This is a genomic window from Klebsiella spallanzanii, assembly GCF_902158555.1.
Lineage (GTDB): Bacteria > Pseudomonadota > Gammaproteobacteria > Enterobacterales > Enterobacteriaceae > Klebsiella > Klebsiella spallanzanii.
This window is the reverse complement of the sequence record NZ_CABGGS010000034.1, coordinates 190,484-215,799: the sequence shown is the minus strand read 5'-3', so window position 1 is coordinate 215,799 and position 25,316 is coordinate 190,484. Positions and strand designations below refer to the sequence as shown.

The 25,316-nt window shown below is 55.4% G+C and carries 24 protein-coding genes and 2 riboswitches; of the genes, 15 read left to right on the top strand and 9 right to left on the bottom strand.

Going from position 1 to position 25,316, the window contains the following annotated elements:
• Positions 1-11 precede the first annotated feature (11 nt).
• The 6 genes from FN082_RS18860 to ykgR all read left to right on the top strand — a co-directional run bounded on the left by FN082_RS18860 (position 12) and on the right by ykgR (position 4,020).
• Entirely contained in the window at positions 12-629 is a 618-nt protein-coding gene (locus FN082_RS18860; protein ID WP_139539728.1) for a TetR/AcrR family transcriptional regulator, read from the top strand.
• A 97-nt stretch (positions 630-726) separates the two neighbouring features.
• Entirely contained in the window at positions 727-1,293 is a 567-nt protein-coding gene (locus tag FN082_RS18855) for a peroxiredoxin (RefSeq protein ID WP_142982120.1), read from the top strand.
• A 15-nt stretch (positions 1,294-1,308) separates the two neighbouring features.
• On the top strand, positions 1,309-2,532 hold the full coding sequence (locus FN082_RS18850) for a protein-disulfide reductase DsbD family protein (RefSeq protein WP_142982119.1): 1,224 nt from the start codon (positions 1,309-1,311) through the stop codon (positions 2,530-2,532).
• 13 nt (positions 2,533-2,545) lie between these two features.
• Complete coding sequence (locus FN082_RS18845; protein WP_139539725.1) at positions 2,546-3,103, top strand: sigma-70 family RNA polymerase sigma factor; 558 nt, start codon at positions 2,546-2,548, stop codon at positions 3,101-3,103.
• Positions 3,090-3,719 (top strand): NrsF family protein, encoded by a 630-nt coding sequence (locus tag FN082_RS18840; protein ID WP_142461754.1) that lies wholly within the window; start codon positions 3,090-3,092, stop codon positions 3,717-3,719. The genes FN082_RS18845 and FN082_RS18840 overlap by 14 nt, the downstream gene beginning before the upstream one ends.
• A gap of 199 nt (positions 3,720-3,918) precedes the next feature.
• Positions 3,919-4,020 carry a small membrane protein YkgR gene (gene ykgR, locus FN082_RS30390; RefSeq protein WP_328592364.1) on the top strand — a complete coding sequence of 34 codons (102 nt, stop codon included), beginning with the start codon at positions 3,919-3,921 and terminating at the stop codon, positions 4,018-4,020.
• Between the two features lie 61 nt (positions 4,021-4,081).
• Here the strand turns inward: ykgR and FN082_RS18835 are convergent, their stop codons facing one another.
• Positions 4,082-5,224 (bottom strand): alpha/beta fold hydrolase, encoded by a 1,143-nt coding sequence (locus FN082_RS18835; protein ID WP_142982118.1) that lies wholly within the window; start codon positions 5,222-5,224, stop codon positions 4,082-4,084.
• 69 nt (positions 5,225-5,293) lie between these two features.
• The gene (locus FN082_RS18830) at positions 5,294-6,532 is read right to left on the bottom strand and encodes a sensor domain-containing diguanylate cyclase (protein WP_142982117.1); all 1,239 of its coding nucleotides are present in this window, start codon (positions 6,530-6,532) and stop codon (positions 5,294-5,296) included.
• A gap of 372 nt (positions 6,533-6,904) precedes the next feature.
• Between FN082_RS18830 and FN082_RS18825 the strand changes: the two genes are divergently transcribed.
• The 9 genes from FN082_RS18825 to FN082_RS18785 all read left to right on the top strand — a co-directional run bounded on the left by FN082_RS18825 (position 6,905) and on the right by FN082_RS18785 (position 16,823).
• Positions 6,905-7,939: a LacI family DNA-binding transcriptional regulator gene (locus FN082_RS18825; protein ID WP_139539721.1), complete on the top strand. Its 1,035-nt coding sequence runs from the start codon at positions 6,905-6,907 to the stop codon at positions 7,937-7,939.
• Positions 7,940-8,123: 184 nt separating this feature from the next.
• Entirely contained in the window at positions 8,124-9,047 is a 924-nt protein-coding gene (locus FN082_RS18820) for a sugar phosphate isomerase/epimerase family protein (RefSeq protein WP_142982116.1), read from the top strand.
• Positions 9,048-9,062: 15 nt separating this feature from the next.
• Positions 9,063-10,235: a Gfo/Idh/MocA family protein gene (locus FN082_RS18815; RefSeq protein WP_139539719.1), complete on the top strand. Its 1,173-nt coding sequence runs from the start codon at positions 9,063-9,065 to the stop codon at positions 10,233-10,235.
• 125 nt (positions 10,236-10,360) lie between these two features.
• Positions 10,361-10,462: riboswitch (TPP riboswitch) on the top strand.
• Between the two features lie 65 nt (positions 10,463-10,527).
• Positions 10,528-11,223 (top strand): TenA family protein, encoded by a 696-nt coding sequence (locus FN082_RS18810; RefSeq protein ID WP_142513806.1) that lies wholly within the window; start codon positions 10,528-10,530, stop codon positions 11,221-11,223.
• Complete coding sequence (locus FN082_RS18805) at positions 11,220-11,948, top strand: ABC transporter ATP-binding protein (RefSeq protein WP_185932134.1); 729 nt, start codon at positions 11,220-11,222, stop codon at positions 11,946-11,948. Before FN082_RS18810 ends, FN082_RS18805 begins: the two co-directional genes overlap by 4 nt.
• Entirely contained in the window at positions 11,945-12,685 is a 741-nt protein-coding gene (locus FN082_RS18800; RefSeq protein WP_139539717.1) for an ABC transporter permease, read from the top strand. Before FN082_RS18805 ends, FN082_RS18800 begins: the two co-directional genes overlap by 4 nt.
• Before the next feature lie 19 nt (positions 12,686-12,704).
• Positions 12,705-13,640, top strand: a complete 936-nt coding sequence (locus FN082_RS18795) for an ABC transporter substrate-binding protein (protein ID WP_139539716.1) — start codon at positions 12,705-12,707, stop codon at positions 13,638-13,640.
• Positions 13,641-13,946: 306 nt separating this feature from the next.
• Entirely contained in the window at positions 13,947-15,332 is a 1,386-nt protein-coding gene (locus FN082_RS18790; protein WP_142982115.1) for a diaminobutyrate--2-oxoglutarate transaminase, read from the top strand.
• A gap of 9 nt (positions 15,333-15,341) precedes the next feature.
• Positions 15,342-16,823 carry a pyridoxal phosphate-dependent decarboxylase family protein gene (locus FN082_RS18785; RefSeq protein ID WP_185932133.1) on the top strand — a complete coding sequence of 494 codons (1,482 nt, stop codon included), beginning with the start codon at positions 15,342-15,344 and terminating at the stop codon, positions 16,821-16,823.
• Positions 16,824-16,998: 175 nt separating this feature from the next.
• Here FN082_RS18785 and FN082_RS18780 read toward each other — a convergent pair whose 3' ends face one another.
• The 7 genes from FN082_RS18780 to FN082_RS18750 form a co-directional block, all read right to left on the bottom strand.
• Entirely contained in the window at positions 16,999-18,189 is a 1,191-nt protein-coding gene (locus tag FN082_RS18780; RefSeq protein WP_139539713.1) for a cytochrome c biogenesis protein/redoxin, read from the bottom strand.
• Between the two features lie 102 nt (positions 18,190-18,291).
• Positions 18,292-19,635 carry an ATP-binding protein gene (locus FN082_RS18775; protein ID WP_142982113.1) on the bottom strand — a complete coding sequence of 448 codons (1,344 nt, stop codon included), beginning with the start codon at positions 19,633-19,635 and terminating at the stop codon, positions 18,292-18,294.
• Positions 19,632-20,372 carry a response regulator gene (locus FN082_RS18770; RefSeq protein ID WP_142461747.1) on the bottom strand — a complete coding sequence of 247 codons (741 nt, stop codon included), beginning with the start codon at positions 20,370-20,372 and terminating at the stop codon, positions 19,632-19,634. Before FN082_RS18770 ends, FN082_RS18775 begins: the two co-directional genes overlap by 4 nt.
• Positions 20,373-20,454: 82 nt before the next feature.
• Positions 20,455-21,447 carry an alpha/beta fold hydrolase gene (locus tag FN082_RS18765; RefSeq protein WP_139539710.1) on the bottom strand — a complete coding sequence of 331 codons (993 nt, stop codon included), beginning with the start codon at positions 21,445-21,447 and terminating at the stop codon, positions 20,455-20,457.
• A gap of 139 nt (positions 21,448-21,586) precedes the next feature.
• On the bottom strand, positions 21,587-22,324 hold the full coding sequence (locus FN082_RS18760) for a glutamine amidotransferase (protein WP_139539709.1): 738 nt from the start codon (positions 22,322-22,324) through the stop codon (positions 21,587-21,589).
• A 104-nt stretch (positions 22,325-22,428) separates the two neighbouring features.
• Positions 22,429-24,348, bottom strand: coding sequence for a penicillin-binding protein 2 (gene mrdA / locus FN082_RS18755; RefSeq protein WP_185932132.1), 1,920 nt, complete (start codon positions 24,346-24,348; stop codon positions 22,429-22,431).
• A gap of 215 nt (positions 24,349-24,563) precedes the next feature.
• Entirely contained in the window at positions 24,564-25,196 is a 633-nt protein-coding gene (locus FN082_RS18750) for a LysE family translocator (RefSeq protein ID WP_112214892.1), read from the bottom strand.
• Positions 25,197-25,215: 19 nt separating this feature from the next.
• Positions 25,216-25,295, bottom strand: a riboswitch (ZMP/ZTP riboswitch).
• Between the last annotated feature and the right edge of the window lie 21 nt (positions 25,296-25,316).

Below are 25,316 nucleotides of genomic sequence, written 5' to 3'. Positions count from 1 at the left end.
GGATTGAATCGATGGCGAATCAACGCGGGCGGCCGATGAAAGCCCGCCCCCGCATTCTACAAACCGCTCGTAAGCTGTTTCTTCAGCATGGGCTTGATGTCTCTCTGGACACTATCGCCGCCGAAGCGGGAACAACGCGACCGACGTTATACAGTCATTTCCCCGGCGGTAAAGACGCGCTGCTGCTGGAAACTTTTGAGTATCTCAATGATAAAATGCAGCCGCCCCTGCGCCAGCTTTTGCAGGAGAGTCAGCAGGATCTTCCCGCGCTGCTGCGGGGTTTTGCGAGCGTGGTGCAGCAACACTTTTATGCGCCGGAGAATATCCATTTTCAGCGCCTGCTCATCCAGGTACTGGTGCAAAAGCCGGAGCTGTACGTGACGCTTGAACAGCGCCCCTCAGGTCGAGTGTTACAGGCGCTCAGCGAAATTCTGGCGCAGAAACAAGCCGAAGGATTGCTGACCATCAGCGACCCGGAACTCCAGGCAACGGCGTTTCTCGGCGCAATAATGGGATATCTGCTTCCTGGGGCATTAATTGCACAAAAAACGGTGGCACCAGAGAAGCTGGACCAGCTCGCCGAGTGTGCGATTGCCGTCTTCCTCACGGCCTGGGGCTATAAATCATAAATTTTTTTACCTAAGCGCAACTTTTTCGTCTGCTCCGGCGAACTGAATAACTGAGTTGACCTGAACCCAGATTGTTCACCCATCGCAGGAGCTGATAATGCAATCAATAAAAACTCTCTTTTCTACCCTGACCCTCGCCGCCGCCATCGCATTGCCCGCATTTAGCGCCAGCGCGGCGCTGCCGGTAGGAGCCAAAGCCCCTGACTTCGAGCTACAGGGGGCGCTTGCGGGTAAACCGCTGACCTTCTCGCTCAAACAGGCGCTGCAAAAAGGCCCGGTCGTGATCTACTTCTTCCCGGCAGCCTTCAGCGCAGGTTGTACGATCGAGGCGCATGACTTTGCCGAAGCCACCGATGATTTTAACAAAATGGGCGCCACGGTGGTTGGCGTCACCGCGGGCAATACCGATCAGGTAAGCGATTTCTCCAAACTGGAGTGTCGCGATAAATTCACCGTCGCGGCAGACCCGGGCGCTAAAGTTGCCGCGCAGTACCAGACGCTAATGGAGATGAAAGGTAAAACGCTTTCTGACCGTACCTCTTATGTCATCGCGCTGGATGGCAATATTCTGCTGAGTTACACTGATAGAAACCCGGAAACGCATATTGAGAAAACGCTGGCTGCGGTTAAGCAGTACGACGCATCTCACCCGCAAACTCACTAAGCAAAGAGGCCAGCGATGTTAACTGCTATGCTGGCCGCCTTTATTGGCGGCATTATCCTCAACTTTATGCCCTGTGTTTTTCCGGTTATCTCCCTGAAAGCGCTCGGGCTGCTGCGCCACTCGGATAACGCGGCCAGCGCTCGTCGCGAAGGCCTTGGTTTTTTACTGGGCGTGGTGATAACCATGATGCTGCTGGCCGGTGTTCTGCTGGCGGTACGCGCGGGGGGGACGGCGGTTGGCTGGGGTTTCCAGCTACAGTCGCCGCTGGTTATCGCCTTGCTCGCCTTGGTTATCCTCACCGCCGCGCTCAATCTGCTGGGCGTGTTTGAAGTTGGATTATCCGCCCAGCGCGTCGGCGCGCTGGATATAGGCCGCGGAGCATTTACCCGCTCAGCGTTAACCGGGGCACTGGCGATTATTGTCGCGACACCGTGCGCCGCACCCTTTATGGCCAGCGCCATTGGCTATGCTTTAGTGCAGCCGCCGGAGGTGGCGCTGACGGTCTTCTTATCGCTGGCGTTAGGCTTTGCCGCACCGTTTACGCTGGTTTCGCTATTCCCGGCGCTGACGAAACTACTGCCGCGTCCTGGCGCCTGGATGGATATTCTGAAACGGGCCCTGGCGTTTCCGATGTTCGGCGCATATGCCTGGTTGGTCTGGGTACTGGCACAGCAGGCCGGAACCACGGCGCTGGCCGCATTACTGGCCGCATCCGTGGCGATCGGTTTTGCCGCCTGGCTATATGGCATCGCCCAGCAGCGTCGTTTTCAGGGCCAAAGCCACAAAGCGCTGTTCGCCGTGGCGGCGGTGTTGATCGCTACGGTCATCGCCCCCCTACCTGGGATGATGACGTCCAGCGATGAAGTGCACACCGCTGAAGTAACAGCGCAAAAATGGACGCCGCAGAGCGTTGCCGAACAGCGCGGCCATGGCAAAGCGATATTTGTTAACTTTACCGCTTCCTGGTGCATTACCTGCCAGGTCAACGAGAAAACGTCGCTCTCTACTCAGGCCGTGAAGGCGGCGCTGGCGAACACGGGGACGATATATATGATTGCTGATTCCACCAAATTTAACCCTGACGTCGATGATGCACTCAACCAGTTCGGCCAGGGCGGGCTACCGCTCTATGTGGTTTACCCCGCTGATGGCAGCCCACCGCAGGTACTGCCGCAGGTGTTGACTCCTGGCATCGTGGTCAACGCTCTCCAGCAGGCTGCCAGTAAAAAAGCGTCATAGCACAAGGCGGATTATGCACACTGACGATAGCGCGCGTGAAAGCTGGCCCGCGCTAATGGAACGGGCTCAGGCGGGCGACAGGCTCGCCTACACCCGGTTATTAAAAGCCCTCGTACCGGTGATCCGTTCGCAGATCCGTAAACAAATCAGCGACGATGCGCTAGTCGAGGATGTGATTCAGGATGTACTGCTGACGATACATCGGGTTCGCCATACCTACGATCCGGCGTTTCCCTTTCTGCCCTGGCTGATGGCGATTATCTCGGCGCGCGCCATTGATGCGCTGCGTCGACGTGGTCGCCGCCAGCACTGGGAAATTCATGACGAAACGCTGGCAGATTTACCTTCGGCTCCGTCCGCCCAGCACCGGGATGCCGAAGATGAGCTGGCGGGCTATCTGCGCCAGCTTCCCGCCCGCCAACGGGAAATCGTCGAACATGTACACTTGCGCGAAATGAGCCTGACGGAGGCCGCCGCACATAACAATCTGAGCGTTGCGGCAGTGAAGTCGCTACTGCATCGGGCGTTGAAAAATCTGCGCCGTTTTGGAGCCCATCATGACCAGTCATAATCTGTTAATTGAAAAACTTGGCCGCGACATGCGACCGGTGAAACGCCTGCGGTCAACCGGCTTCCGGGTATTTAGCTGGATGGGGATGGCGCTTCCCTGCGCTATCGCCGTATGCTATCTGCTACCGCGAGGGCTGACCGACTGGTCGCAACCGGGGGCTGTCTGGGCGGTAGCGCAGCTTATACTGGCATTTTTGCTCGGAACGCTGGCCATTCTCAGCGCCTTCACCATGAGCATTGCCGGGCGGCGAGCGATCGGCTGGAAAGCGCTGCTGCCCATCGGGCTTATGTGGCTTGGATTAAGCCTGCGCAGTATTCCCGGCGATGCGCCGGTGATTCACGATAACGACAGTATCAGCTGCTTTACTTTTCTGCTGACCGTCAGTTCGCCGATGATGGTGCTCATGATCGCCAGCCTGCGTCGTACCCGCTCGCTGCATCCCGTGCGCAGTCTGGCGATGGCCGGACTGGGGATAGCCAGCCTGGCGGTAAGCCTGCTGGCCTTTTGTCACCCGGTGCATCTGCATCCGCTGGACTTTGTTATGCATCTGGCGGCCGTAGTCGCAATTATGGCGCTGACAATACTGGTCGGTAAACGTTGGGTTAGCGTTGGCTAATTTGTGCCGACTAGCGGGCTACATTCTTCAGGAATGTTAGCGATGAGGGTCTGGATGAGCGAGTAAAATATTGCTGCTAAAATTAAAAAATCGACACAATTTATTTGTATGACGAATGTTATTGTGTGATCACTATCACTATTCTGCGCAGACGACGGGAGTAACCTGGCAATATCATTCATTCGAAAAAGAGAAACTTATGAACGCAGTAAAATCACTAAAAGCAGACTGGGCGATTATTGCGGTGATGATTATTGTCGCGGTTGTGATGTATGGTTACCTTATTCCCAAATATTGGTAAGTTACGTTAAACCTGTGCTGAACCGCCCCATCGCTCAGGGCGGCTCACTTACCTCTTTCGACTACGGCTTATCGTGCAGCGTCTTAATCAAAAACGGCACCGAATTACGCAATGACGGGTTAACCGTTCCGCTGTGATCCAGTCCTTCATAGATATGAACATCGACCTGCGTTCCCGCACTTATCACCGCATCCGCAAAACGTTTTTGCATCGCCGTCGGCACGTTAATATCCACGCTGCCAATGCCAATAAACACCGGGTGGTCAATTTTTAGCGTCGGGTAAAGCATCGTGTCGACGCTGGCGTTTAAGAGCAAATCTATGCCCGGCTTCAGTGAATTAGCGGCATTGAGGCCTGCCTTCATAACCTCATCGTTTAGCGGTGTAATGCACAGATTACTTGCTTCTTTAAGCAGCGGCAGCGCTTTTGGCTGGAAATAGTCCGCAGGATTGAGCTGCGGATTGCTGTCGGCGGCAGAGAGATAAATATAGAAAATGTACGGTATTTTCGGATCGCCACCGGTCTGAACTTTATTACCGGCATGCGGAAGGATATCCGCGGCGGTCGTGCCCTTCTCAAAATAAGGCGTACCGGTCAGCACCGTTGCGCGAACGTTCAGCTCTGGGGCATATTCCGGCTGATATCCCGCGCTGGCGAATGCCGCATGTGCGCCCTGTGACTGACCTACCAAAATAAGCTCATTCTTAAGCGGAAACTGCTTCAGGGCGGCGCGAACACCGTCGAGAACGCTCCACGCTTCGCCGCGAGCATTAAGGTAATGATGCAGACCTGAAGAACCTAGCCCAGCGTAATCCGGCGCAACGACCGCATAGCCCAAAGACAGCCAGGTATTCAAATATTGTTTATCCCGATCGCTGCGCGGGTTTAACGACGGCGCGCAGTGGTTAGCAACGCCCACGGTTCCGTGAGCCCAGACCACCACCGGCCATCCTCCTTCCGGGGTTGCGCCAAAAGGAATAAATACGGCGGCAGTATCTTCGCGCACGGTTTTGCCATCAACGCCGCTGTGGGAAGGATAATGCAGGAGATACTGTTTTGCCGCTTCGCTTAACCCATTCTCGGCGCTAAGCGCAGAGAATGACTCCCCTTTGCTGACGGCGGCAATAACCGGTGCTGAACTCATAGATAAAAGCAGCAGCGCGGAGGTTGCAGTGAGGAATTTCTTTGAGATTGAATAAGCCATGACATCCTGTTCCCGTTTTTGTGATGCACTTAGTGTAGACCTTTGCGCCTGAATATCGGGTCAATGAAGCTAGTACTTCTCAATCAGATGCAGTTGAACTTTGTTACGTCCTGCCTTTTTAGCTGCATACAGAGCCTTATCAACACGATTAAACAACTGGTCTATCTCTTCGCCATGCTGATGTTCCGCAACGCCAATACTTACCGTGACGGGAGCCAGCAGGTCCGGCGTCTGGTATTCGCTGACGGCATAGCGAATTTTCTCCGCCATCTCCCGCGCTGTCTCCAGTGATGCGTTGGGCAGGAACAGTAAGAACTCCTCGCCGCCCCAGCGATATATTTTGTCGTCCATGCCCCCCGCGAACGTCAGAAGAGCAGAAATGGCCAACAGAACCTCGTCACCTTTCTGATGACCGTAGTCGTCGTTTATCAACTTAAAGTGGTCAATATCCACCAGTAACAGACAATAACCTTCTGGTTTAAAAGAGGGGGATTCCACAATACGGTAAAACTCCCGCCGGTTGAGAAGCCCGGTGAGCGAGTCATGCGAGGCGGAAAATTCCAGCTCCTTCTTCAAATGCACTTCTTCGGTGATGTCGTGGATGATGCACAGCATCAGGCTGGCTTTGTATAACGTCACCGGCCCGGCATAGGTTTGAACATGGCGTATCGATCCATCGGAAAGGATGTGGGTAAAATTTAGCGGTTTATGCCCTCCCGGCAGGCTCACTACATTATGCATAATCGGTAATACGTCGCGGCCAAGTGTATTTATCTGCCAGGTGTGTTTAGTTCGAATTTCTTTCGCAGAGTAGTTATAAAAACGCAGAGCCGCAATATTAGCATCAACGATTCGACCCTCTTTATTAGGATCGATTAATAGCATCGGTGCGGAATTAGTCATAAAAAAACGGGCAAAGAAACCATTATTACGCCGCTGATAAGAACGCGACACAGTATTAATCGATCTATTTTGCGGTAGCAACCTGACGGCTTCAAAAAGGATTAAGCTGCCCTGCTCTTCTAATGTAATCAGAGTGGTTTTACAGCTCACAGACGCCAATCCTTCAGGGGTTTCAACGGTCCATATTTCATACACTTCCGCTATATTTTTAAAGTAGCGCAGGTAGTGCTGCAGCACCAACTCCGGGCAGGTTGAGAAGGTTCCCTTGCGCATTTGCTCAAGGGTCAGATTACCGCTCAGCGCTTTAGATGCCTGGTTGGCAAAGATCACATTTTCATTGAAAGGATGGACGACCCAAACGGGGGTACTTAATAAGTCGAAAATAATAAGTTCTTTTAATAACATACAAACCTCCGCCCTTCCAAACCCTTCACTTCAACAACCACATCATATGAGCAGGTAATGCATTGAGCGTAAAATTAATAAAAAATTAATGTTTTTTGAACGAATTACTGGAAGATTGCCAAGTATAGTCCTTTTTGCTTAATAAAAGACCGCGCGGGTTAGCAGGATGGCTTTTCATTTGAAAATGAGGTGAGATTTTTCTTAATTTCAAAAAGATATGCGCAAAAGAAGGATTTGGTAGTATCTTTTTAAATAAAAATATGCATGGTTTTTATGCTGACAACACGCTTTTCGCAAACTCTGTGTCTGTTCGCTTTTTGGCTGTGAAAATGATGATAGATTTTTATCATTACCCTCTAAGGAAAGATATCTATGTCAGCGAAAAAAGTCACCATGACGGACATTGCCAGAGACGCCAGAGTTGGGATTGCGACGGTGGACAGGGTGCTAAATAAACGAACTACCGTCAAAGAGAGTACCGAACGTAAAGTACTTGAATCCGCACGACGCTTAGGTTTCGCGCTGGAGCAATCCCACTATCGACTGGCTGCCGGTCAGTCGGCAATAACCCTCAGAATGGGGTTTATTCTGCTGCAGCAATCACACTCATTTTACCATCAGCTGGCGCAGGCGCTTACACAGGCTGCTTTGGCATGGCATAGCCCGACGCAAGACCCCGTTTTCCTGCATTACGATATCAATGCCATCGACGATATGGTCGCCGCTATCTCTCGTCTGAGCGATGAGGTGGACGTTATCGGCATCGTGGCGCTGGACAACCCGCTTATCCGCCATGCCATCGCTCAGGCTAACGATAAAGGCGTGCGCGTTTTCACTCTGCTTTCTGATATGGGTGTTGCACAGCGTACCGGCTATATCGGGCTGGATAACCAGAAAGCAGGCCGCACCGCCGGTTGGGCGGTGGACAGGCTGTGTCATGGCGACGGAGAAATCGGCATTATCGTTGGCGATAACCGGTTTATTTGTCAGGAGAGCTGCGAGATAAGCTTTCGCTCCTATCTGCGCGAGCACGGTAAAGGTGAGCGGGTGCTCGAACCGGTGCGCTGCCACGAACGTGCTGATATTGCCCGTCAGGTGACGGATGAAATGCTGCAACAGTACCCTTCTCTGAAAGCGATTTACGCCCCCTGCGGCGGCGTGGAAGGCATTATCGCCGCGCTGCATGCACATCAGCGCCAGCATCAGGTCACGCTGATTTGCCACGGCCCGGTGGACAACGGCGAGCTGGCGTTAATTGATGGTACGATCGATCTGATGATTACGCACCGGATTGCCGAGTTCGCCGCCGCGACTATCACCGCGTTTGTCCAGGCTGCCAGCCAGCCGCAGGCGTCATTTATTAACGCGCTACAACCATTTGATTTAGTCACCAAAGAAAACCTCTAATCGCCAGGGGCATGGGAAATTCGCCGCGCCCCGCTTCGCCACTGTGTTTGATAAAAAACTATCATTTTAACCATCAAAATAAAGCTTGAATCACATCAAAGAATTTAAATTTCATCATTGTTGATTTTGAAATTTTCATTCAATACTGGTCATGTTTTCTCCTCATTCTAAAAAGGAATCCATCATGACCATACATATTGCCAATGCGCCATGTAGCTGGGGCGTCGATGATCCCAAAAACCCTTATTTACCGCCGTGGTCACAGGTACTACAGGAAGCGGCGACCGCAGGCTACAAAAGTATTGAACTGGGGCCCTGGAGCTATCTGCCAACCCAGGCGGATGAGCTTCGCGCAGCGCTGAAAAAACAGGGGCTGTCGCTGGTTGCCGGAACGATCTTTGACGATCTGGTCAGCGAAGAGAACTTCCCGAACATTGTCGAACTGACGCACAACCTCTGCCGCAATCTGTCTCAGGTTCCAACGGCGGAAAAAACGCCGGGCAACCCCTTCCAGCCGCCCTACCTGGTGATCATTGATTTCGGTAATCCGCAACGAGCGAAGTACGCCGGACGCAGCGACCTGGCACCACGTCTTTCCCCCACCGACTGGAAGCGGATGATTAGCCACATTGTCACCATCAGCAAACTGGCGTGGCAGGAGTACGGCGTTCGCCCGGTTATCCACCCCCATGCTGGCGGCTGTATTGAATTTGCCGATGAAATAGACCTGCTGGCAACACAAATCCCTCACGACGTTGCCGGGCTCTGCCTTGATACCGGTCACCTCTACTATTCCGGAATGGACCCCATCAGCTGGCTGGATCGTCATTTCAAACGTCTTGACTACCTGCACTTTAAAGATGTCGATCCTGGCGTATTTGAGAGCGTGATTTCACGCGGTATCGACTTCTTCTCCGCCTGCGCGGAAGGCGTAATGTGCCCGCTCGGTAGCGGCGCCATTGATTATCCGGCGGTACGCACGTTTCTTGATAAGCGCGGCTATCAGGGCTGGATCACCATTGAGCAGGAACGTGACCCGCGCAACGTCGAGGGCAGTTTGCAGGCAGTGACGGAAAGTCTGCGCTACCTGCGCTCTGTTGGCTTTTAATCAGGAGAGAAAACAATGATTAACGGAACAAAACCCATTGGCAGATCGTTACGCTGGGGCATGGTTGGCGGCGGCGGAAGCAGTCAGATTGGCTATATTCACCGCTCGGCGGCGCTGCGCGATGGTTCTTTTACCCTGCTGGCAGGCGCATTTGATATTGACGCCCAACGCGGACGAGAATTTGGCCAGCAGCTGGGCGTGGAGGCAGAACGCTGCTATCCCGACTATGAAACCCTGTTTCGCGAAGAGGCGGCGCGAGAAGACGGCATTGAAGCGGTGTCTATTGCTACGCCGAACAACACCCACTACGCCATTTGCCGCGCCGCGCTGGAAGCCGGACTGCATGTGGTCTGTGAAAAACCGCTGTGTTTTACCGGTGAAGAGGCCGATGCGCTGGTGGCTCTGAGCGAAAAGCAGCACAAAATCATTGGCGTCACCTACGGCTACGCAGGGCATCAGCTGATTTTGCAGGCGCGGCAGATGATTGAGCAAGGGTTGCTGGGGGAAATCCGTATTGTCAATATGCAGTTCGCACACGGTTTCCACAATCAGCCGGTGGAACTAGAAAACCCCAGCACCCGCTGGCGGGTTGACCCGAAATTTGTCGGTCCCAGCTATGTACTGGGCGACCTGGCCACGCATCCGCTATTTCTGGCGGAAACGATGGCGCCAAAGCTCAACATCACCCGCCTGATGTGCTCCCGCCAGAGCTTTGTCAAAAGCCGCGCCCCGCTGGAGGATAACGCGCATGTGCTGATGGAGTATGACAATGGCGCCATTGGCTCGATGTGGTGCTCGGCGGTCAATAGCGGTTCAATGCACGGGCAAAAAGTACGTATCGTCGGTGAAAAAGCCAGCCTGGAGTGGTGGGATGAACAGCCCAACCAGCTGCGCTATGAAATCCAGGGCGAGCCGGTGCGTATTCTGGAGCGCGGCATGTCCTATCTCGACCCGTTGGCTTTACAGGATGACAGGATCGGCGGCGGACATCCCGAAGGGCTTTTTGAGGCCTGGTCGAATCTGTACCGCCGCTTTGCTATCGCCATGGATGCGACCGATCGCCGCGATGCTGCGCTGTTGGAAAACTTCTGGTATCCGGATGCCAAAGCCGGCGCGCTCGGCGTGCATTGGGTGGAGAACTGCGTGCGTTCAGCGGATAACGGCGCCAGCTGGGTTGAGTTTCAATAATATCGAGCCGGCAACGACGACAATCCTGGCGTTAGCCGCCATCCGGCAAATTAAAGTGTGACAACGTCACATAAAACCAACAAAATCGCGGCATTGTAATCAAAAAGCGAATGTCGTATAACATGAGCCAAACCGAGGGGTGTCCCGTGAGGGCTGAGATGGCGTAAGCCGAACCCTTTGAACCTGATCTGGGTCATGCCAGCGAAGGGACGGGTTGGCATTTCCGCCAGTTTTGCGCCATTGCCTGTTCACACTTCAGCACGCCCGGATCTCCCCTTAATCAGGAGGTCCTGTGATTCTTCCCGCGTTTACTCAAGGTCTTTACGGTCGTCTGCGTCAGCAGGCCGGTGCCGACTGGCAACACTACGTCGCTCATCCCTTCCTGCGCCAGCTCGCCGACGGCACCCTGCCCGAACCTGCTTTCCGCCGCTATCTGACCCAGGACTACCTGTTTCTGATCCACTTTGCCCGCAGCTATGCGTTGCTGGTCAGCAAACTGCGCACTTTGCCGGAAATGCGTACCGCCGCCGCGTCGATGAACGCCATCCTCGACGAACTCCCGCTGCATGTTGGCTACTGCACTGGATGGGGACTGGATGAAGCGACGATGGCCGCCGAACCGGAAGCCGCGGAAACCGTCAATTACACCCGCTACGTGCTGGATATCGGCCACTCCGGCGACGCGCTCGATCTGCTGGCCGCGCTGATGCCCTGCGTTGCGGGTTATGCGGAAATTGGGCTTGGTCTGCTGCACGATCCGGCAACAAATCTGACCGCTAACCCTTATGCTTCCTGGATCCGCAACTACGGCGATGAGGGCTACCTGAACGGCGTCAATGCTGCTATTAGCCTGCTGGAAACGCTCTGGCAACAGCGCGGCGGCGAGGCGCGTTTTGCTGAACTCAGCACTATTTTCACCACCGCCACGCGGCTGGAAGCTAACTTCTGGCAAATGGGGCTGAATGCCGTCACGGAGCGCCCGGCGTGATTGCACCTGGTATTGAGGTGCGCGGTCTGAGCCTGCGCTTTGGCTCACGGCAGATTTTCGACAATCTGACGTTCGATATCCCCGGCTGTCAGTGGGTTTCGCTACTGGGGGCCAGCGGTGCCGGGAAAACCAGCCTGCTGCGCATCATCGCCGGGCTGGCAAAAGCCACTGCGGGCGAGGTCCGCGCCAGCGACGGTCAGCCGATTGCCAAACGGCTGGCGTGGATGGGTCAGAAAGATCTGCTCTATCCATGGTTAAGCGTGCGCGACAATGTCTCCCTCGGCGCACGTCTGCGCGGGGAGCGCGTTGACCGCCAGCGCGTAGCAACGCTTCTACAGCAGGTTGGCCTTGAACACTGCGCCAACGATCGCCCCGCCTCCCTCTCCGGCGGCATGCGTCAACGGGCGGCGCTGGCACGCACGCTATATGAAGATCGTCCCATCGTGCTGATGGATGAGCCTTTTTCAGCGCTCGATACCATTACCCGCACGAAAATTCAGACGCTGGCCGCCGAGCTGCTGGTGAACCGCACCGTGGTCCTTATCACCCACGATCCGATGGAGGCCTGTCGGCTAAGCCATCGCTTACTGGTGCTCTCGAATGCTCCCGGCGGGATTGACGATACGCATCACCTATCCGGCGTACCGCCGCGCGCGCCGGACGATCCGCAGCTGTTAACCAGTCAGGCGGAACTATTACAACAGCTAATAAAGGCTAACGGATGAGCGGGAAACTGTTTCGTGGCTGCGTGGTGTTCTGCGGCCTGCTGCTGCTCTGGTGGTTGGCGAGCCGCAGCGGCATTCCCGCTTTCCTGCTGCCTTCTCCTTCGGCAGTAGCCAGCGCGTTGTGGGTCAACCGGGCATATCTGGGCTGGCACACTCTGATTACATTGAGCGAAATACTCAGCGGCCTCGCGCTCGGCGTCCTGCTCGGCGTGATTCTGGCGCTGTGCATGATCGTTTCGCCTCGCCTTCAGCGCTGGCTGATGCCGCTGGTGCTGACCAGCCAGGCGATCCCGGTTTTTGCCCTCGCCCCGCTGCTGGTACTGTGGTTTGGCTTTGGGATGAGCGCCAAGGTGATGATGGCGGTGCTGGTGATTTTCTTCCCTGTGACCTCGGCGTTTTTTGATGGTCTGCGGCGGGTCAATAACGACTATCTCGATCTGGCGCGCACCATGGGGGCATCTTTTGCCGCTCAGCTGCGCCACGTGCGGATGATGGCGGCGCTCCCGGCGCTCGGCTCAGGCCTGCGGATGGCCGCCGCCGTGGCCCCCATCGGCGCAATTATCGGCGAATGGGTCGGCTCAGCTGAAGGACTGGGCTACGTCATGCTTAACGCCAACGCCCGCCTGCAAACCGATATCTGCTTTGCCGCCCTGTTTATTTTAGTACTGCTGACCGTCCTGCTGTGGCTGGCGGTGGATGCTTTTTTACATCGGCTGATCAACTGGACGCCGGAATAACAACATATAAGGAATAACGATGCGTAAATGTATACTCGCCGGAGTCACCTTCACCGCGCTGCTCAGCGCTCAGGCGCTGGCCAACGAGAAACTGACCCTCGTGCTGGATTGGTATATTAACCCCGATCATGCGCCGATCATGGTCGCCGAGCAGATTGGCGCATTTAAAGAAGCGGGACTGGATGTCAAAATTGTTCCCCCGTCCGACCCGGCGCTGCCGCCACGACTGGTCGCCGCTCGTCAGGCAGACCTGGCGATCACCTACCAGCCGCAGGTACATTTTTTTGCCGATGAAGGGCTGCCGTTGGTGCGCGTTGGCACGCTGATTAATTCGCCGCTGAACACGGTGATCGCGCTGGATAAAAGCATCAAAACTCCGGCTGACCTGAAAGGTAAAAAAGTCGGTTATTCGGTCAGCGGTATTGAACAGGCGACGCTGGCAACCATGGCGCAGCACGCGCAGATCGACCCCAAAAGCATTAAGCTTATCAATGTGAACTTCCAGTTAACCAGCGCCCTGCTGGCCGGTCAGGTTGATGCGGTCATTGGCGGTTACCGTAATATAGAAGCGCTGGAAATTAAGCTTCAGGGGAAAGATCCTGTGGTGATGAACGTCGAGGACTATGGCGTACCGGCCTATGACGAGCTGGTGATTGTCGCTAACCGCGACGAAGCCAACGCGCCCAAAATCAAGAGCTTCCTCACCGCGTTGCAAAAAGGCGTCGCTTACCTGCGCGCTCATCCGCAGGAAACCTGGCAGGCCTTTGCTGCCGCGCATCCGGAGCTCAACACTGAACTGAATAAGCAGGCATGGCTGAAAACCATCCCTCTGTTTGCCGCCAATCCTGCTGCCCTTGATAAGTCACGTTATGAAGCTTACGAACAGTTTTTATATAACAACAAGTTGGTGAAAAAAGTCACACCTTTAACAAATTATGCGGTTGAACTGCATTGAGTAACGCTATTGCTGGCGGAATTGTTCCGCCAGCAATATCAGCGAAGCGGTAATAAAAATTAAGAAATTCCTTCACTAATAATTACAATTTTAAAGGTCTTTAGGCCTTTAAAACACTTCATTTCTATCAATGAGTTAGGTTCATTTTTTACAATGTAAAAATAACGTAAAAATACCTCAATAAATAAAACGTTGAATGCAGATTTAAAAAGCCATATATTGTGCCCGCTTTATGCATGACGATTCAATTTCTTACACCAATTTATTCAACCAGGGTTCAACCGTAACGCTGGTTGTGGGAGTGATATGATGACGGATAAAGTCCGTATTGATACTTTAGGCGCAGACTTATTAGATGCAAACAACGATACCTTTTTGGCCCGTCAGGCTGAATTCGAATCGAATGTCAGGAGCTACCCGCGCAAGCTGCCCCTTGCGATAACCAAAGCGGAAGGCGTATGGCTGACCGATGCGGATAACAAACAGTACCTGGACTGCCTTGCCGGCGCCGGTACTCTGGCACTCGGCCACAACCACCCTGATGTGCTGCAGAGCATCCAAAGTGTCATTACCAGCGGCTTGCCGTTACATACTCTCGATCTGACCACTCCGTTAAAAGATCGCTTCTGTGAATACCTGCTTTCCCTGTTGCCGGGCGAAGGTAAAGAATACTGCCTGCAGTTCACCGGCCCGACCGGTGCTGATGCCGTGGAAGCGGCGCTGAAGCTGGCGAAAAAATACACTGGCCGTTCTTCCGTCATCAGCTTCTCCGGCGGCTACCACGGGATGACCCACGGCGCGCTGTCCGTGACCGGCAACCTGTCGCCAAAAGCAGCGGTTAACGGCATGATGCCGGAAGTACAGTTTATGCCTTACCCGCACCTGTACCGCTGCCCGCTGGGTATCGGCGGTGAAGCAGGCGTGAAGGCGCTGACCTACTACTTCGAAAATCTGATTAACGACGTCGAAAGCGGCGTGCGTAAACCAGCGGCGGTGATCCTCGAAGCCGTTCAGGGTGAAGGCGGCGTGAACCCGGCTCCGGTGGAGTGGCTGCAGCGCATCCGTAAAGTGACTCAGGAACACGGCATTCTGCTGATTATCGATGAAGTTCAGGCTGGCTTTGCCCGTACCGGTAAATTCTTCGCCTTCGAACACGCTGGCATTGAGCCGGACATCATCGTGATGTCTAAAGCGGTAGGCGGCGGTCTGCCGATGGCCGTTCTGGGTATCAAGAAGCAGTTCGACGCCTGGGAACCGGGTCACCATACTGGCACCTTCCGCGGCAACCAGCTGGCGATGGCTACCGGTCTGACCACCCTGCGTCACCTGAAAGACAACAAAATTGCCGATAAAGTCGCCGCCCAGGGCGAGTGGCTGAAAGGTAAACTGGCCGAAATGCAGAAACGTTATCCGGTTATCGGTCACGTTCGCGGCCTGGGCCTGATGATCGGTATCGAGATCGTCAAACCGAACGAAGCGCCGGACCACATGGGTAGCTACCCGGCGGATGGCGAACTTTCTGCGCTGCTGCAGAAGAAATGCTTCGAAGCGGGCCTGATCCTCGAGCGCGGTGGCCGTCACGGCTGCGTACTGCGCCTGCTGCCGTCCCTGCTGATCAGCAACGCTGAGCTGGAAATTTTCTTCGACAAATTTGAACAGGCCCTGCTGGCCGCCGGCGTAAAACCGGTCTGAGTGGAGTAAGTGACCGCAATGTCCAAATTGAATCCGATTCTTGCTGGTTCTGCGCAGAGTATTGACGCCTATCAGCAAGCTATCGCCCAGACCAGCCAGGCGGTAACGCAGTGGCTGCAGCAACCTGAAATGTATCAGGGTAAAAGCGTTGACGAACTGCGTGAGCGCATCAACCTTGATTTCAACGAACAGGGTCTGGGTAACCAGGCGGCGATTGAACGTGCGATCGAGTACTTCCTGAAAGACAGCCTGTCGGTACATCACCCACAGTGCGTGGCGCACCTGCACTGCCCGAGCCTGGTGATTAGCCAGGCGGCGGAAGTGCTGATTAACGCCACCAACCAGAGCATGGACTCCTGGGATCAAAGCCCGTCGGCGACCATCATTGAGATCAAGCTGATTGAATGGCTGCGCGCTCAGGTCGGTTATGGCACAGGCGATGCGGGCGTATTCACCAGCGGCGGCACCCAGAGCAATATGATGGGCCTGATGCTGGCGCGTGATGCCTTCTTTGCCCGCCAGGGCCACTCCATTCAGCAGGATGGTCTGCCGGGCGATATTCGCCAGTATAAAGTGCTGTGTTCAGAAAATGCCCACTTCTCGGTACAGAAGAACATGGCGCTGATGGGCCTCGGCTACCGTTCCGTGACGCTGGTGAAAACCGACGAGTTCGCGCGGATGGACGTGGCGGACCTGAAAGCGAAAATCGCGCAAGCCCAGGCTAACGGCGAGCAGATTATGGCGATTGTCGCCACCGCAGGCACCACCGATGCGGGGGCGATAGACCCGCTGCGTGAAATCGCGGCAGTGGCGGCAGAACACCAGATCTGGCTGCACGTTGACGCGGCATGGGGCGGCGCGCTGCTGATGTCTGAGAAATATCGCGATCGTCTGGATGGCATTGAATTAGTGGATTCCATCACTCTGGATTTCCACAAACAGTTCTTCCAGACCATCAGCTGCGGTGCTTTTCTGCTAAAAGAAGCCCGCCATTATGAGCTGATGCGCTATCAGGCGGCCTATCTGAACTCTGAGTTCGATGAAGAGCATGGCGTACCGAACCTGGTGTCCAAATCGCTGCAAACCACCCGCCGCTTCGATGCGTTGAAGCTGTGGATGGGTCTTGAAGCGTTGGGCCAGAAACAGTACGCGGAAATCATCGATCACGGCGTGACGATGGCGCTGAACGTGGCGGATTACATCGAGACTCAGCCGACGCTGGAGCTGGTGATGCAACCGCAGCTGGCAAGCGTGCTGTTCCGTTCGCGCCCGCAGCAGATGGCGGGCAGCGACGATGCCGCCATCGCCCTGCTCAACCAGCGCGTTGGTGATGCCCTGCTGGCCTCCGGTCGTGCCAACGTCGGGGTAACCGAGCACAACGGCGTAACCTGTCTGAAGCTGACGCTGCTTAACCCGCTCGTCACCTTAGATGACGTGAAGGTACTGCTGAGCCTGGTAGAACGCACCGCTCAGGAACTGCTGGCGCAGTAAACTAGTTTCGCAATAAACGCTGAAAAGCCGATAATTCACTTTATCGGCTTTTTTTTACATTTAAATAAGTGACGTTGTCACTAAAGCTCCCGGAGGCAGCTGTGTAGCTGTAGCCCGGACAGGTGCGCAGCACCGCCTCCGGGAAAACAGCCGCAATGCAACTGCAATCGCTAGCTCAGACTCTCGCCTCTTGTAACAGCTGCTGGATCATCTTCTCCTGCTGGACGTAGTCTCCTTCGCCAAAAGCGGTATAGCGCAGCTTGCCTTTGGCATCGAACAGATAATGCGCGGGCCAATATTGATTACCAAACGCGTTCCAGATGGCGTAACCGTTATCCGCCACGATGGGGTATGTCAGCTGCCATTTTGTGACCGCTTCACGCAGCGCGGGCAGCGAACGCTCCCACGGATACTCCGGAGTATGTACGCCCACTACCACCAGCCCGGCAGCGCGGTATTTATTCGCCCACTCGCGCACGTAGGGCAACGTGTGCTGGCAGTTAATACAATCCCGGGTCCAGAAGTCGATTAACACCACTTTGCCTTTTAGGGCGGAGTGGCTCAACGGCTGGCTATTAATCCACGCGCTGCCGCCATCAAGTGCAGGCATTTCGCTGGTTGGCTGCGGCGCCACAACCGGCTGGAGAACCGTTTTTTGCTCCGCTCCCGGCAAACCCGCGCTGAGACGCTGCTCCAGCCGTTGCGCCAGCCCGTTTGCGCCTTGCAGAAAGCTGTCCGCCCCGCTGGCTATCAGCACCACCGATACCAGCATCGCCACCCCCGCCAACTGACGCAGACGTTCGCTAAAAGCCAGACTTTTACGCAGACGCGCAGTCAGCCGGGAGCCGAACAGCCACAACAGTGCCAGCATCAGCGCGCTGCCGCTGCAGTAAGACAGCAGCAGTAATCCGCTGGTGACCGAGCTGCCCTGAATAAATCCAAGGCTGAGGATCGCGCCCAGTACTGGCCCGGCGCACGGTGCCCACAGCAGGCCAATTGCCAGCCCCGCCAACAGCGCGCCCATCCCTCCAGCGTGCTGATAGCTACGCGCGTTAATACGATTACCTAGCGCCACCACCGGAGCCGTCAGGCGCTGCGCGGCCTTTGCGGATATCAAGCTCACTCCGACCAGCGCCAAAAACAGCAGCGCCAGCCAGCGTCCGGTAAGTGTCAGGCTCACCACCCAACTACTGGCAACCGTCACCAGCAGCGAAACGGCGGTAAACATCAGCACCATGCCGCTGAGCATCAGCAGCAGATGAGCTCTTTTACCACGCGCGCTGGCAAAAATTAACGGGATAACCGGCAAGGTACAGGGGCTCAGCAGCGTCAGCATACCGCCGAAAAAAGCAATCAGAATGGACATACACGCTCTCCTCAGATGAGTTAGCTGCCTGAAGCGGCAGCCAACCCATTACAGCAGGCGTATGTATGGCTAAAGTGTCTGAAATAGCGGGAATTTGTCAGCTTAGTTATCTGTCACGCTCGGGGATACAGAAGGATACAAAGCGGCGGCAAACAGCTGTACCATGACTTCCAGTCCGCCCGATGCGCGGTTGCGCAGCGTCAGCTTGCCCGCCATCTGGCTGGCTAGCTGTGCGGCAATTGCCAGACCCAGCCCGGTGCCGCCGGTATCGCGGTTGCGCGAATTCTCCAGCCGATAAAAAGGTTGCAGCACCGCCTCCAGTTGATCATCGGGGATCCCAGGCCCTTCATCGGCAACCTTGATTGTAATATCACCGTTTTGCGCATGTTCGAGGATAACGGTGACGCTATCGCCAAATTTCAGCCCATTATCAATCAGATTGCTCATAATGCGCCGCAGCGCCTGCGGCTGAATCAGCACCGGTCGCTGGATAGCGCCGGGAATAAAGCGCACCGCTTTGCCAACATCAGCATAATCACAGACGATAGTGTCGAGAAAATCATTCAGGTTGAGGCGCTGGCGCGTCTCTTCCAGCGGCTGGGCGGAGCGGGCAAAAGCGATCCCCTCTCTGACCAGACGGGTCATATTGTCCAGGTCCTCCAGAAGCTTGTCGCGTAGTTCCGGCCGCTCCGCCATCTCGACCCGCAGCTTCATACGGGTAATTGGCGTTTGCAGATCGTGAGAGATTGCCGCGAGGATCCGCGCCCGCTCCTGTAAATGGTCGTGAATACGCGTCTGCATGGCGTTAAATGCCCGCGCCGCGTGGCGAACTTCAACCGGCCCCTGTTCCGCCATCACTTCAGGCACATTCATTGCCGGTTCGAGATGGTCAATGGCGCGGGTGAAACGGGCCATCGGACGCACCACCTGACGCACGGCGTACCAGGCACAAAACAACAACAGCAAGAATTGCGCAGCCAGTACCACGGGTAGCCAACGGGCGATCGCCGGCAGGCGCGGCCACAAATCAATGGTTAGCGGCGCGCCGTCGTGCAGGGTGACGTGGGCCTGAATATGCTCGCGCGGACCGGGGATTGCCACAATGCTTAGCGGATAAGTACCGCTGAGCGTTTCTTGCAAAGTCCGCACCGCATCACGTACCCGCCAGCTGGTGGGATAGTTGCCGATTTGCCCCGCCGAAAGCTGATAGCGATAGTTACCACGCGCCAGCCGCGCCAGCCACTGCGGACGTTCGGCGGCGGGAAGACGATTAAGGATCGCCACGCTGGTGGCGACGTCGTATTCGAGGTTGCCCAGCATCACGCTGCGGGCGCTGCTCATCCGCTCGTAGAGCAATAGCGACAGCGTTAAGGCATTGGCCAGCAGCAGCGCGAGGAAAATCATCACCATCAGCCGCGACTGCAACGATGCGGGCCAGAGCTTCATTCGCGGGCCTCGCGAATCGACACCGGAACCGAGAGCACATAGCCTTCGCTACGGACGGTTTTGATATAGGCCGGTTCGCGGGCATCTTCGCGCAGGCGCTGACGTAAACGGCTCACCAGCAGGTCAATGGAGCGCTCGAACAGTTCGGCATCCCTTCCCTGCGTCAAATTCAGCAGCTGATCGCGATTCAGTACCCGCTGCGGGTGATCGAGGAAAACCCGCAGCAGCCGATATTCCGCACCGCTTAGCGCAACGATGGTTCCGCTGTCATCAAGCAGATGCCTTGCCGAGGTATCCAGCAGCCAGTCGCCAAAGGCGATGAGTCGTCCGGCTTCGGTAATCTGCAAATTTGGCGGCAGCGCCCGGGTACGGCGCAGAATGGCCTTGATGCGCGCCAGCAGTTCGCGGGCGACAAAGGGCTTCACCAGATAGTCATCGGCACCCATTTCAAGCCCCAGAATTCGGTCGCTGTCGTCGGTGCGCGCGGTCAACATCAGAACCGGAATATCCTGCTGACCGTTGCTGCGTAGCTGGCGACAGAGAAGTAAACCGTCGTCGCCGGGCAGCATCAGATCCAGAATAATCAGATCCACTTGATGCGCGTTGAGCACCGCCCACATCGCCTTGCCGTTGGCGGCGCCCGTCGCGCGATACCCCGACTTTTCCAGATAACCGGTGACCAGCTCACGAATATCGCGGTCATCATCAACAACCAGAATATGATCAATACGTTCCAAAGCAGGCTCCGGTAAGAGAATTGCCACTCAAAGAGAATATGCGCTATCGCCGGAAGCGCAACTTCACACCCCGGCGCAGCAGTTACAGATGATCGGCATCGACAACTGCCTGCACGAACGCCTGCGGGGCTTCCTGCGGCGGGTTATGGCCGATATTGCCTTTGAATTCGCGATGCTCGTATTTGCCAGTAAATTTAGCGCGATAGCTTTCAGGTGCCGGGTGCGGCGCGCCGTTGTTATCACCTTCGATGGTGATGGTCGGAACGCCAATAGTCGGCAGAGCCGCCAGTTTCTGCTCGTAGTTTGCGTATTTCGCTTCGCCTTTCTCCAGTCCTAAGCGCCAGCGGTAGTTGCTAATGGTCACCGCCACGTGATCGGGGTTATCCAACGCCTGCGCGCTCTGTGCAAACTGCGTATCGCTAAACTGCCAGCCCGGTGAAGCCTGATGCCAGATAAACTTCGCAAAATCGTGAGTGTTCTGCCGATAACCCGCTTCACCGCGCGGGGTGGCAAAATAGAACTGATACCACCACGACAGCTCGGCCTGCGGCGGCAGCGGTTTTTCGCCAATTTGCTGGCTGCTAATCAGATACCCGCTCACCGAAACCAGCGATTTCACCCGCTCAGGCCACAGCGCCGCCACGATATCCGCCGTGCGCGCGCCCCAGTCAAAACCGGCAAAATCAGCCTGTTTGATATGCAAGGCATCCATCAGATTGACGATATCTTTCGCCATCGCTGAAGGCTGACCGTTGCGCGGCGTTTTCGCTGAAATAAAGCGCGTGGTGCCGTAACCGCGCAGATACGGCACGACAACCCGGTAGCCCTTCTGCGCCAGCGCTGGGGCGACGGCGGCGTAGCTCTGAATATCATAAGGCCAGCCGTGTAGCAGGATCACCGCTTGCCCGTCGCGGGGGCCGATATCCACATAGCCAATATTGAGATCGCCCGCCTGTATATGATGCAGAGCGTTAAAGGCGGCGCTGTCCTCCGCCGCGCAGACGCTGGCAGAAACCAGTGAGGAGCAGATTAGCGCCAGGGCGGCATATTTACGGGATAAAAAAGTGGTGTTCATGATGGTTGCCTCTTCATGGTTTGGATGACAGGCCTATCACAACACCGCGATGTATCTGCACTGTGCGCGCAGAGGGGGGATTTTGTCGCACCGTGTATCGTCATTGAACTCAGATACACGGTGATACAAAACGGAAAAATCAGACGTTATCCGGCGGCAAATAGTTAGCCACAAAACGAGTCAAAATCGCCGATGCCACAGGACTCTCTTCGACTTCACGGCTCAGTTTGTCCGGGTCAACGCCCTCATTACGCAGAACCGCCTGACGATACGCAATCAGCGAGCGGGCAATTTCCGGAGTGATTTCCGGGTGGAACTGCGTGGAGATAGCATGCTCGCCATAGCGAACAATCTGGTGCGGGTCGTGCTGCGACGAAGCCAGCACCGTAGCCCCTTGCGGCAACCGGCTTACGGTTTGCATATGCGTAAGATGTGCGCTGAAGGGGGCCGGATGGTCAGCCAGCAGCCCGTCAGTTAATCCATTCGCAGAGAGAGTAACGGTTTTGCTTCCGGCTTCGCGCCCTGCAGGATGGTAATCCACCTCACCACCGAGGGCATGCGCCATAAGCTGATGCCCATAGCAAACGCCAAACAGCGGCATCTCAATAGCCATCGCGTCGCGGATCCACCTGGCGGTCATTTCGCTCCACGCCAGGCGCTCAGTCACCATATCCCATGAACCGGTAATCACTGCGATGGTATCGCTATCTGGCGCGGGAAGCGGTTCCCCGGCAAATACCCGCGCCACGCGGATTTTATTGCGCCACGGCGCGAGTAAATTGCCAAACCAGATCGGCAGATCGCCATGGTCAGAGGCGATTTCGACCGGCGGCGTGCCGGTCTGGATAAGAAGTAGCGTATTTCGGCTTAACGACATCAGAACGCCTTTTTCACAACAACACAGAACTCTACTATGAGCAAAAGCGCTAACGGCGGCAAATAACCAATCCGTTAACGCTTATGCTTTGAGTGAATAATGCCCTATTGCGCGTCGGCGCTGTCTACCTGCGGCACGGTCGATTGTGCACCTTGCGCCGCTGGCACATTGGCCGGGTCAAAAATATGGTCGAGGATCGCGCGTGCCGTTGGCCCCGCAACCACGCCATCGCCGCCACCGTTTTCCAGAATCAGCGCCATCGCCACTTTCGGATGCTGATATGGCGCAAACAGGGTATAGAAAATATGATCGCGCAGGCGTACCGGGATCATTTTGGCGTTATAGGTCTGGTTCTCTTTCAGGCTAAAGACCTGGGAAGTCCCGGACTTGGCCGCAATCTGATACGGTGCGGTATGAAACAGCTTATAGCCGGTGCCATTTGGCAAGTTCGCCATGCCATACATGCCGTTACGCACCACGCTCCAGTATGGTGAATGCGGATCGCCAACCTGCGGCAGATTCTGCGGCGGCTGATAGCGCTCGACCTTGTTGCCTTGCTTCATGGAATAGAGCAGATGCGGGTTTTGTACCTTACCGTTGTTAATCAGCGTAGTCAGCGCTTTCACCATCTGGATTGGCGTGGCAATCCAGTAGCCCTGGCCGATACCGACGGAGATAGTATCCCCCTGATACCACGGTTTTTTATGCACTCGCTGCTTCCACTCCCGGCTCGGCAACACTCCGGCGTACTCTTCGTTAAGATCGATGCCGGTTGATTGGCCATAGCCAAATTTGCTTAACCACTCATGGATACGGTCGATGCCCATTTCGAACGCTACCTGATAGAAAAAGGTATCCGCCGATTCTTCAATCGCTTTTGTCACATTCAGCATACCGTGACCGCTCTTTAGCCAGTCGCGATAACGGCGCTGGGTTCCCGGCAGCGTCCAGGTCGACGCGCCGAAGAAAGAAGTTGTTGGGGTGATGACCCCAGCCGACAGCGCCGACAGCGCCATATAGGGTTTAACCGTGGAGGCCGGCGGATACAGCCCCTGGGTGACCCGGTTAATCAGCGGCCGATCCGGGTTATCGAGCAGTGAACGGTAGGCCTGATAGCCAATACCTCTGACAAATGGGTTTGGGTCATAGCTCGGGCTGGAGACCATCGCCAGTACCCCGCCATCACGCGGATCGACCGCAACGACCGCCGCACGCTGCCCCTTCAGCACCGACTCGATATACTGCTGCAGGTGCAGGTCCAGCGTCAGGTAGATATTCTTCCCGGCAACCGGCGGCACCTCTTTTAGCAAGCGCACCACCCGGCCATGGTTATCCACCTCAACTTCCTGATAACCCGTAGTGCCGTGCAGCGCTTTCTCGTAATAGCCTTCAATGCCCTGCTTACCGATATTATGGTCGGCGGCGTAGTTCTCTTCTTCACCCGCTTTCGCCAGCTTTTGCAGATCGCTGTCGTTGATTTTCGACACATAGCCGACCACATGCGCCAGCTCTGCGCCGTAGGGGTAATCGCGCTGCTGATAGCTCTCAACGGTAACGCCGGGGAAATGAAACTCATTGACCGCAAAGCGCGCCACTTCCACGTCGCTGAGATCCGATTTTAAGGTCACCTCTTTATAGCGGCTGTTGTGATGCATATCGTCGCGAAAACCGGCGATATCTTCCGGGGTGAGATCGACAATCGGCGTCAACTGCTGCAGCAGCGCCGTCATATCAGCGATTTTGCTCGGGATCACCTGCAAACGGTACAGGGTGATGTTTTGCACCAGCGGAATGCCGTTGCGGTCGAAAATCAGCCCCCGGCTCGGCGCGATGGGCAGCATTTTGATGTCGTTCTGATTTGAGCGGGTTTGATAGAAGTCGTGCTGATCGACCTGCAGGCGGTAGAGGTTAATAATCAGGATGGCAAAGCAGACCACCACCAGTAGAAAAGCAATGACAGCACGGCGAATAAATAGCATCTCTTCCGCTGAGTGGTCGCGAATTTCATCTCTCATTAGGGACATTAGCGGTCATTTACCTGGATTACAAAGGGCCTGAAAAGGGAAAAGCGTGGAAGAATAGCGTTATCAACGCGGGAGCCCTACCGAAAGGTTGCTAATGTTCTGGCAGAAATGTATCAGTATGTGAGAAAATACGTGACAACGTCACGAAAAAGACCTCTATTGGCAACGCAACAGAAGTCAATACCGATTAACCGATATACAGAGAGGACCATCTGCTATCTACGGGCCTCAAAGGCGATTTTAACCGCCATCCCCGCCAGTACCGTCGCCATCAACCAGCGCTGAAACTGCTGCCATAAAGGGCGTCCGGCAAGAAACAACGAAACCTGTCCGGCCATCACTACAATCAGCGCATTGACCGCCACGCTAATTATCGCCTGGGTAAACCCCAGTATCAGCGACTGAGAGAGGATGCTGCCGTGTCCCGGAGTAATAAACTGCGGCAATAAAGAGAGATACATAATGGCGATTTTTGGATTCGCCAGATTAGTCACAAAGCCCATCAAGAACAGTTTGCGGCCGCTATCTGCGGGCAAATCGCGCACCGCAAAGACCGAACGGCCTCCGGGCTTCACCGCCTGCCAGGCCAGATAGAGCAAATATGCAACGCCGCTGATACGTAAAATGTCATACGCATAGGGAACGGCGAAGATCAGCGCGGTAATACCGAAGGCGGCGCACAGCATATAAAACACAAAACCCAGCGCCACGCCGCCCAGGGAAACCAACCCGGCCCTTCTCCCCTGGCAAATCGAGCGTGAAATCAGATAGATCATATTCGGGCCAGGCGTCAGCACCAGACCAAGGGCGACAAGAGCAAAGGTTAGCAGCGACGAAAATTCAGGCATAGCGTATCTCCAGTGAATGAAGTGATGCCCAGGCGCGCGGCGGCTAACACCATGCTCCCCGACAGTAACCTGTCTTAAGCGCCAGTAACATGGTGCTGAACAGTATGGTCGCGTTCGGCG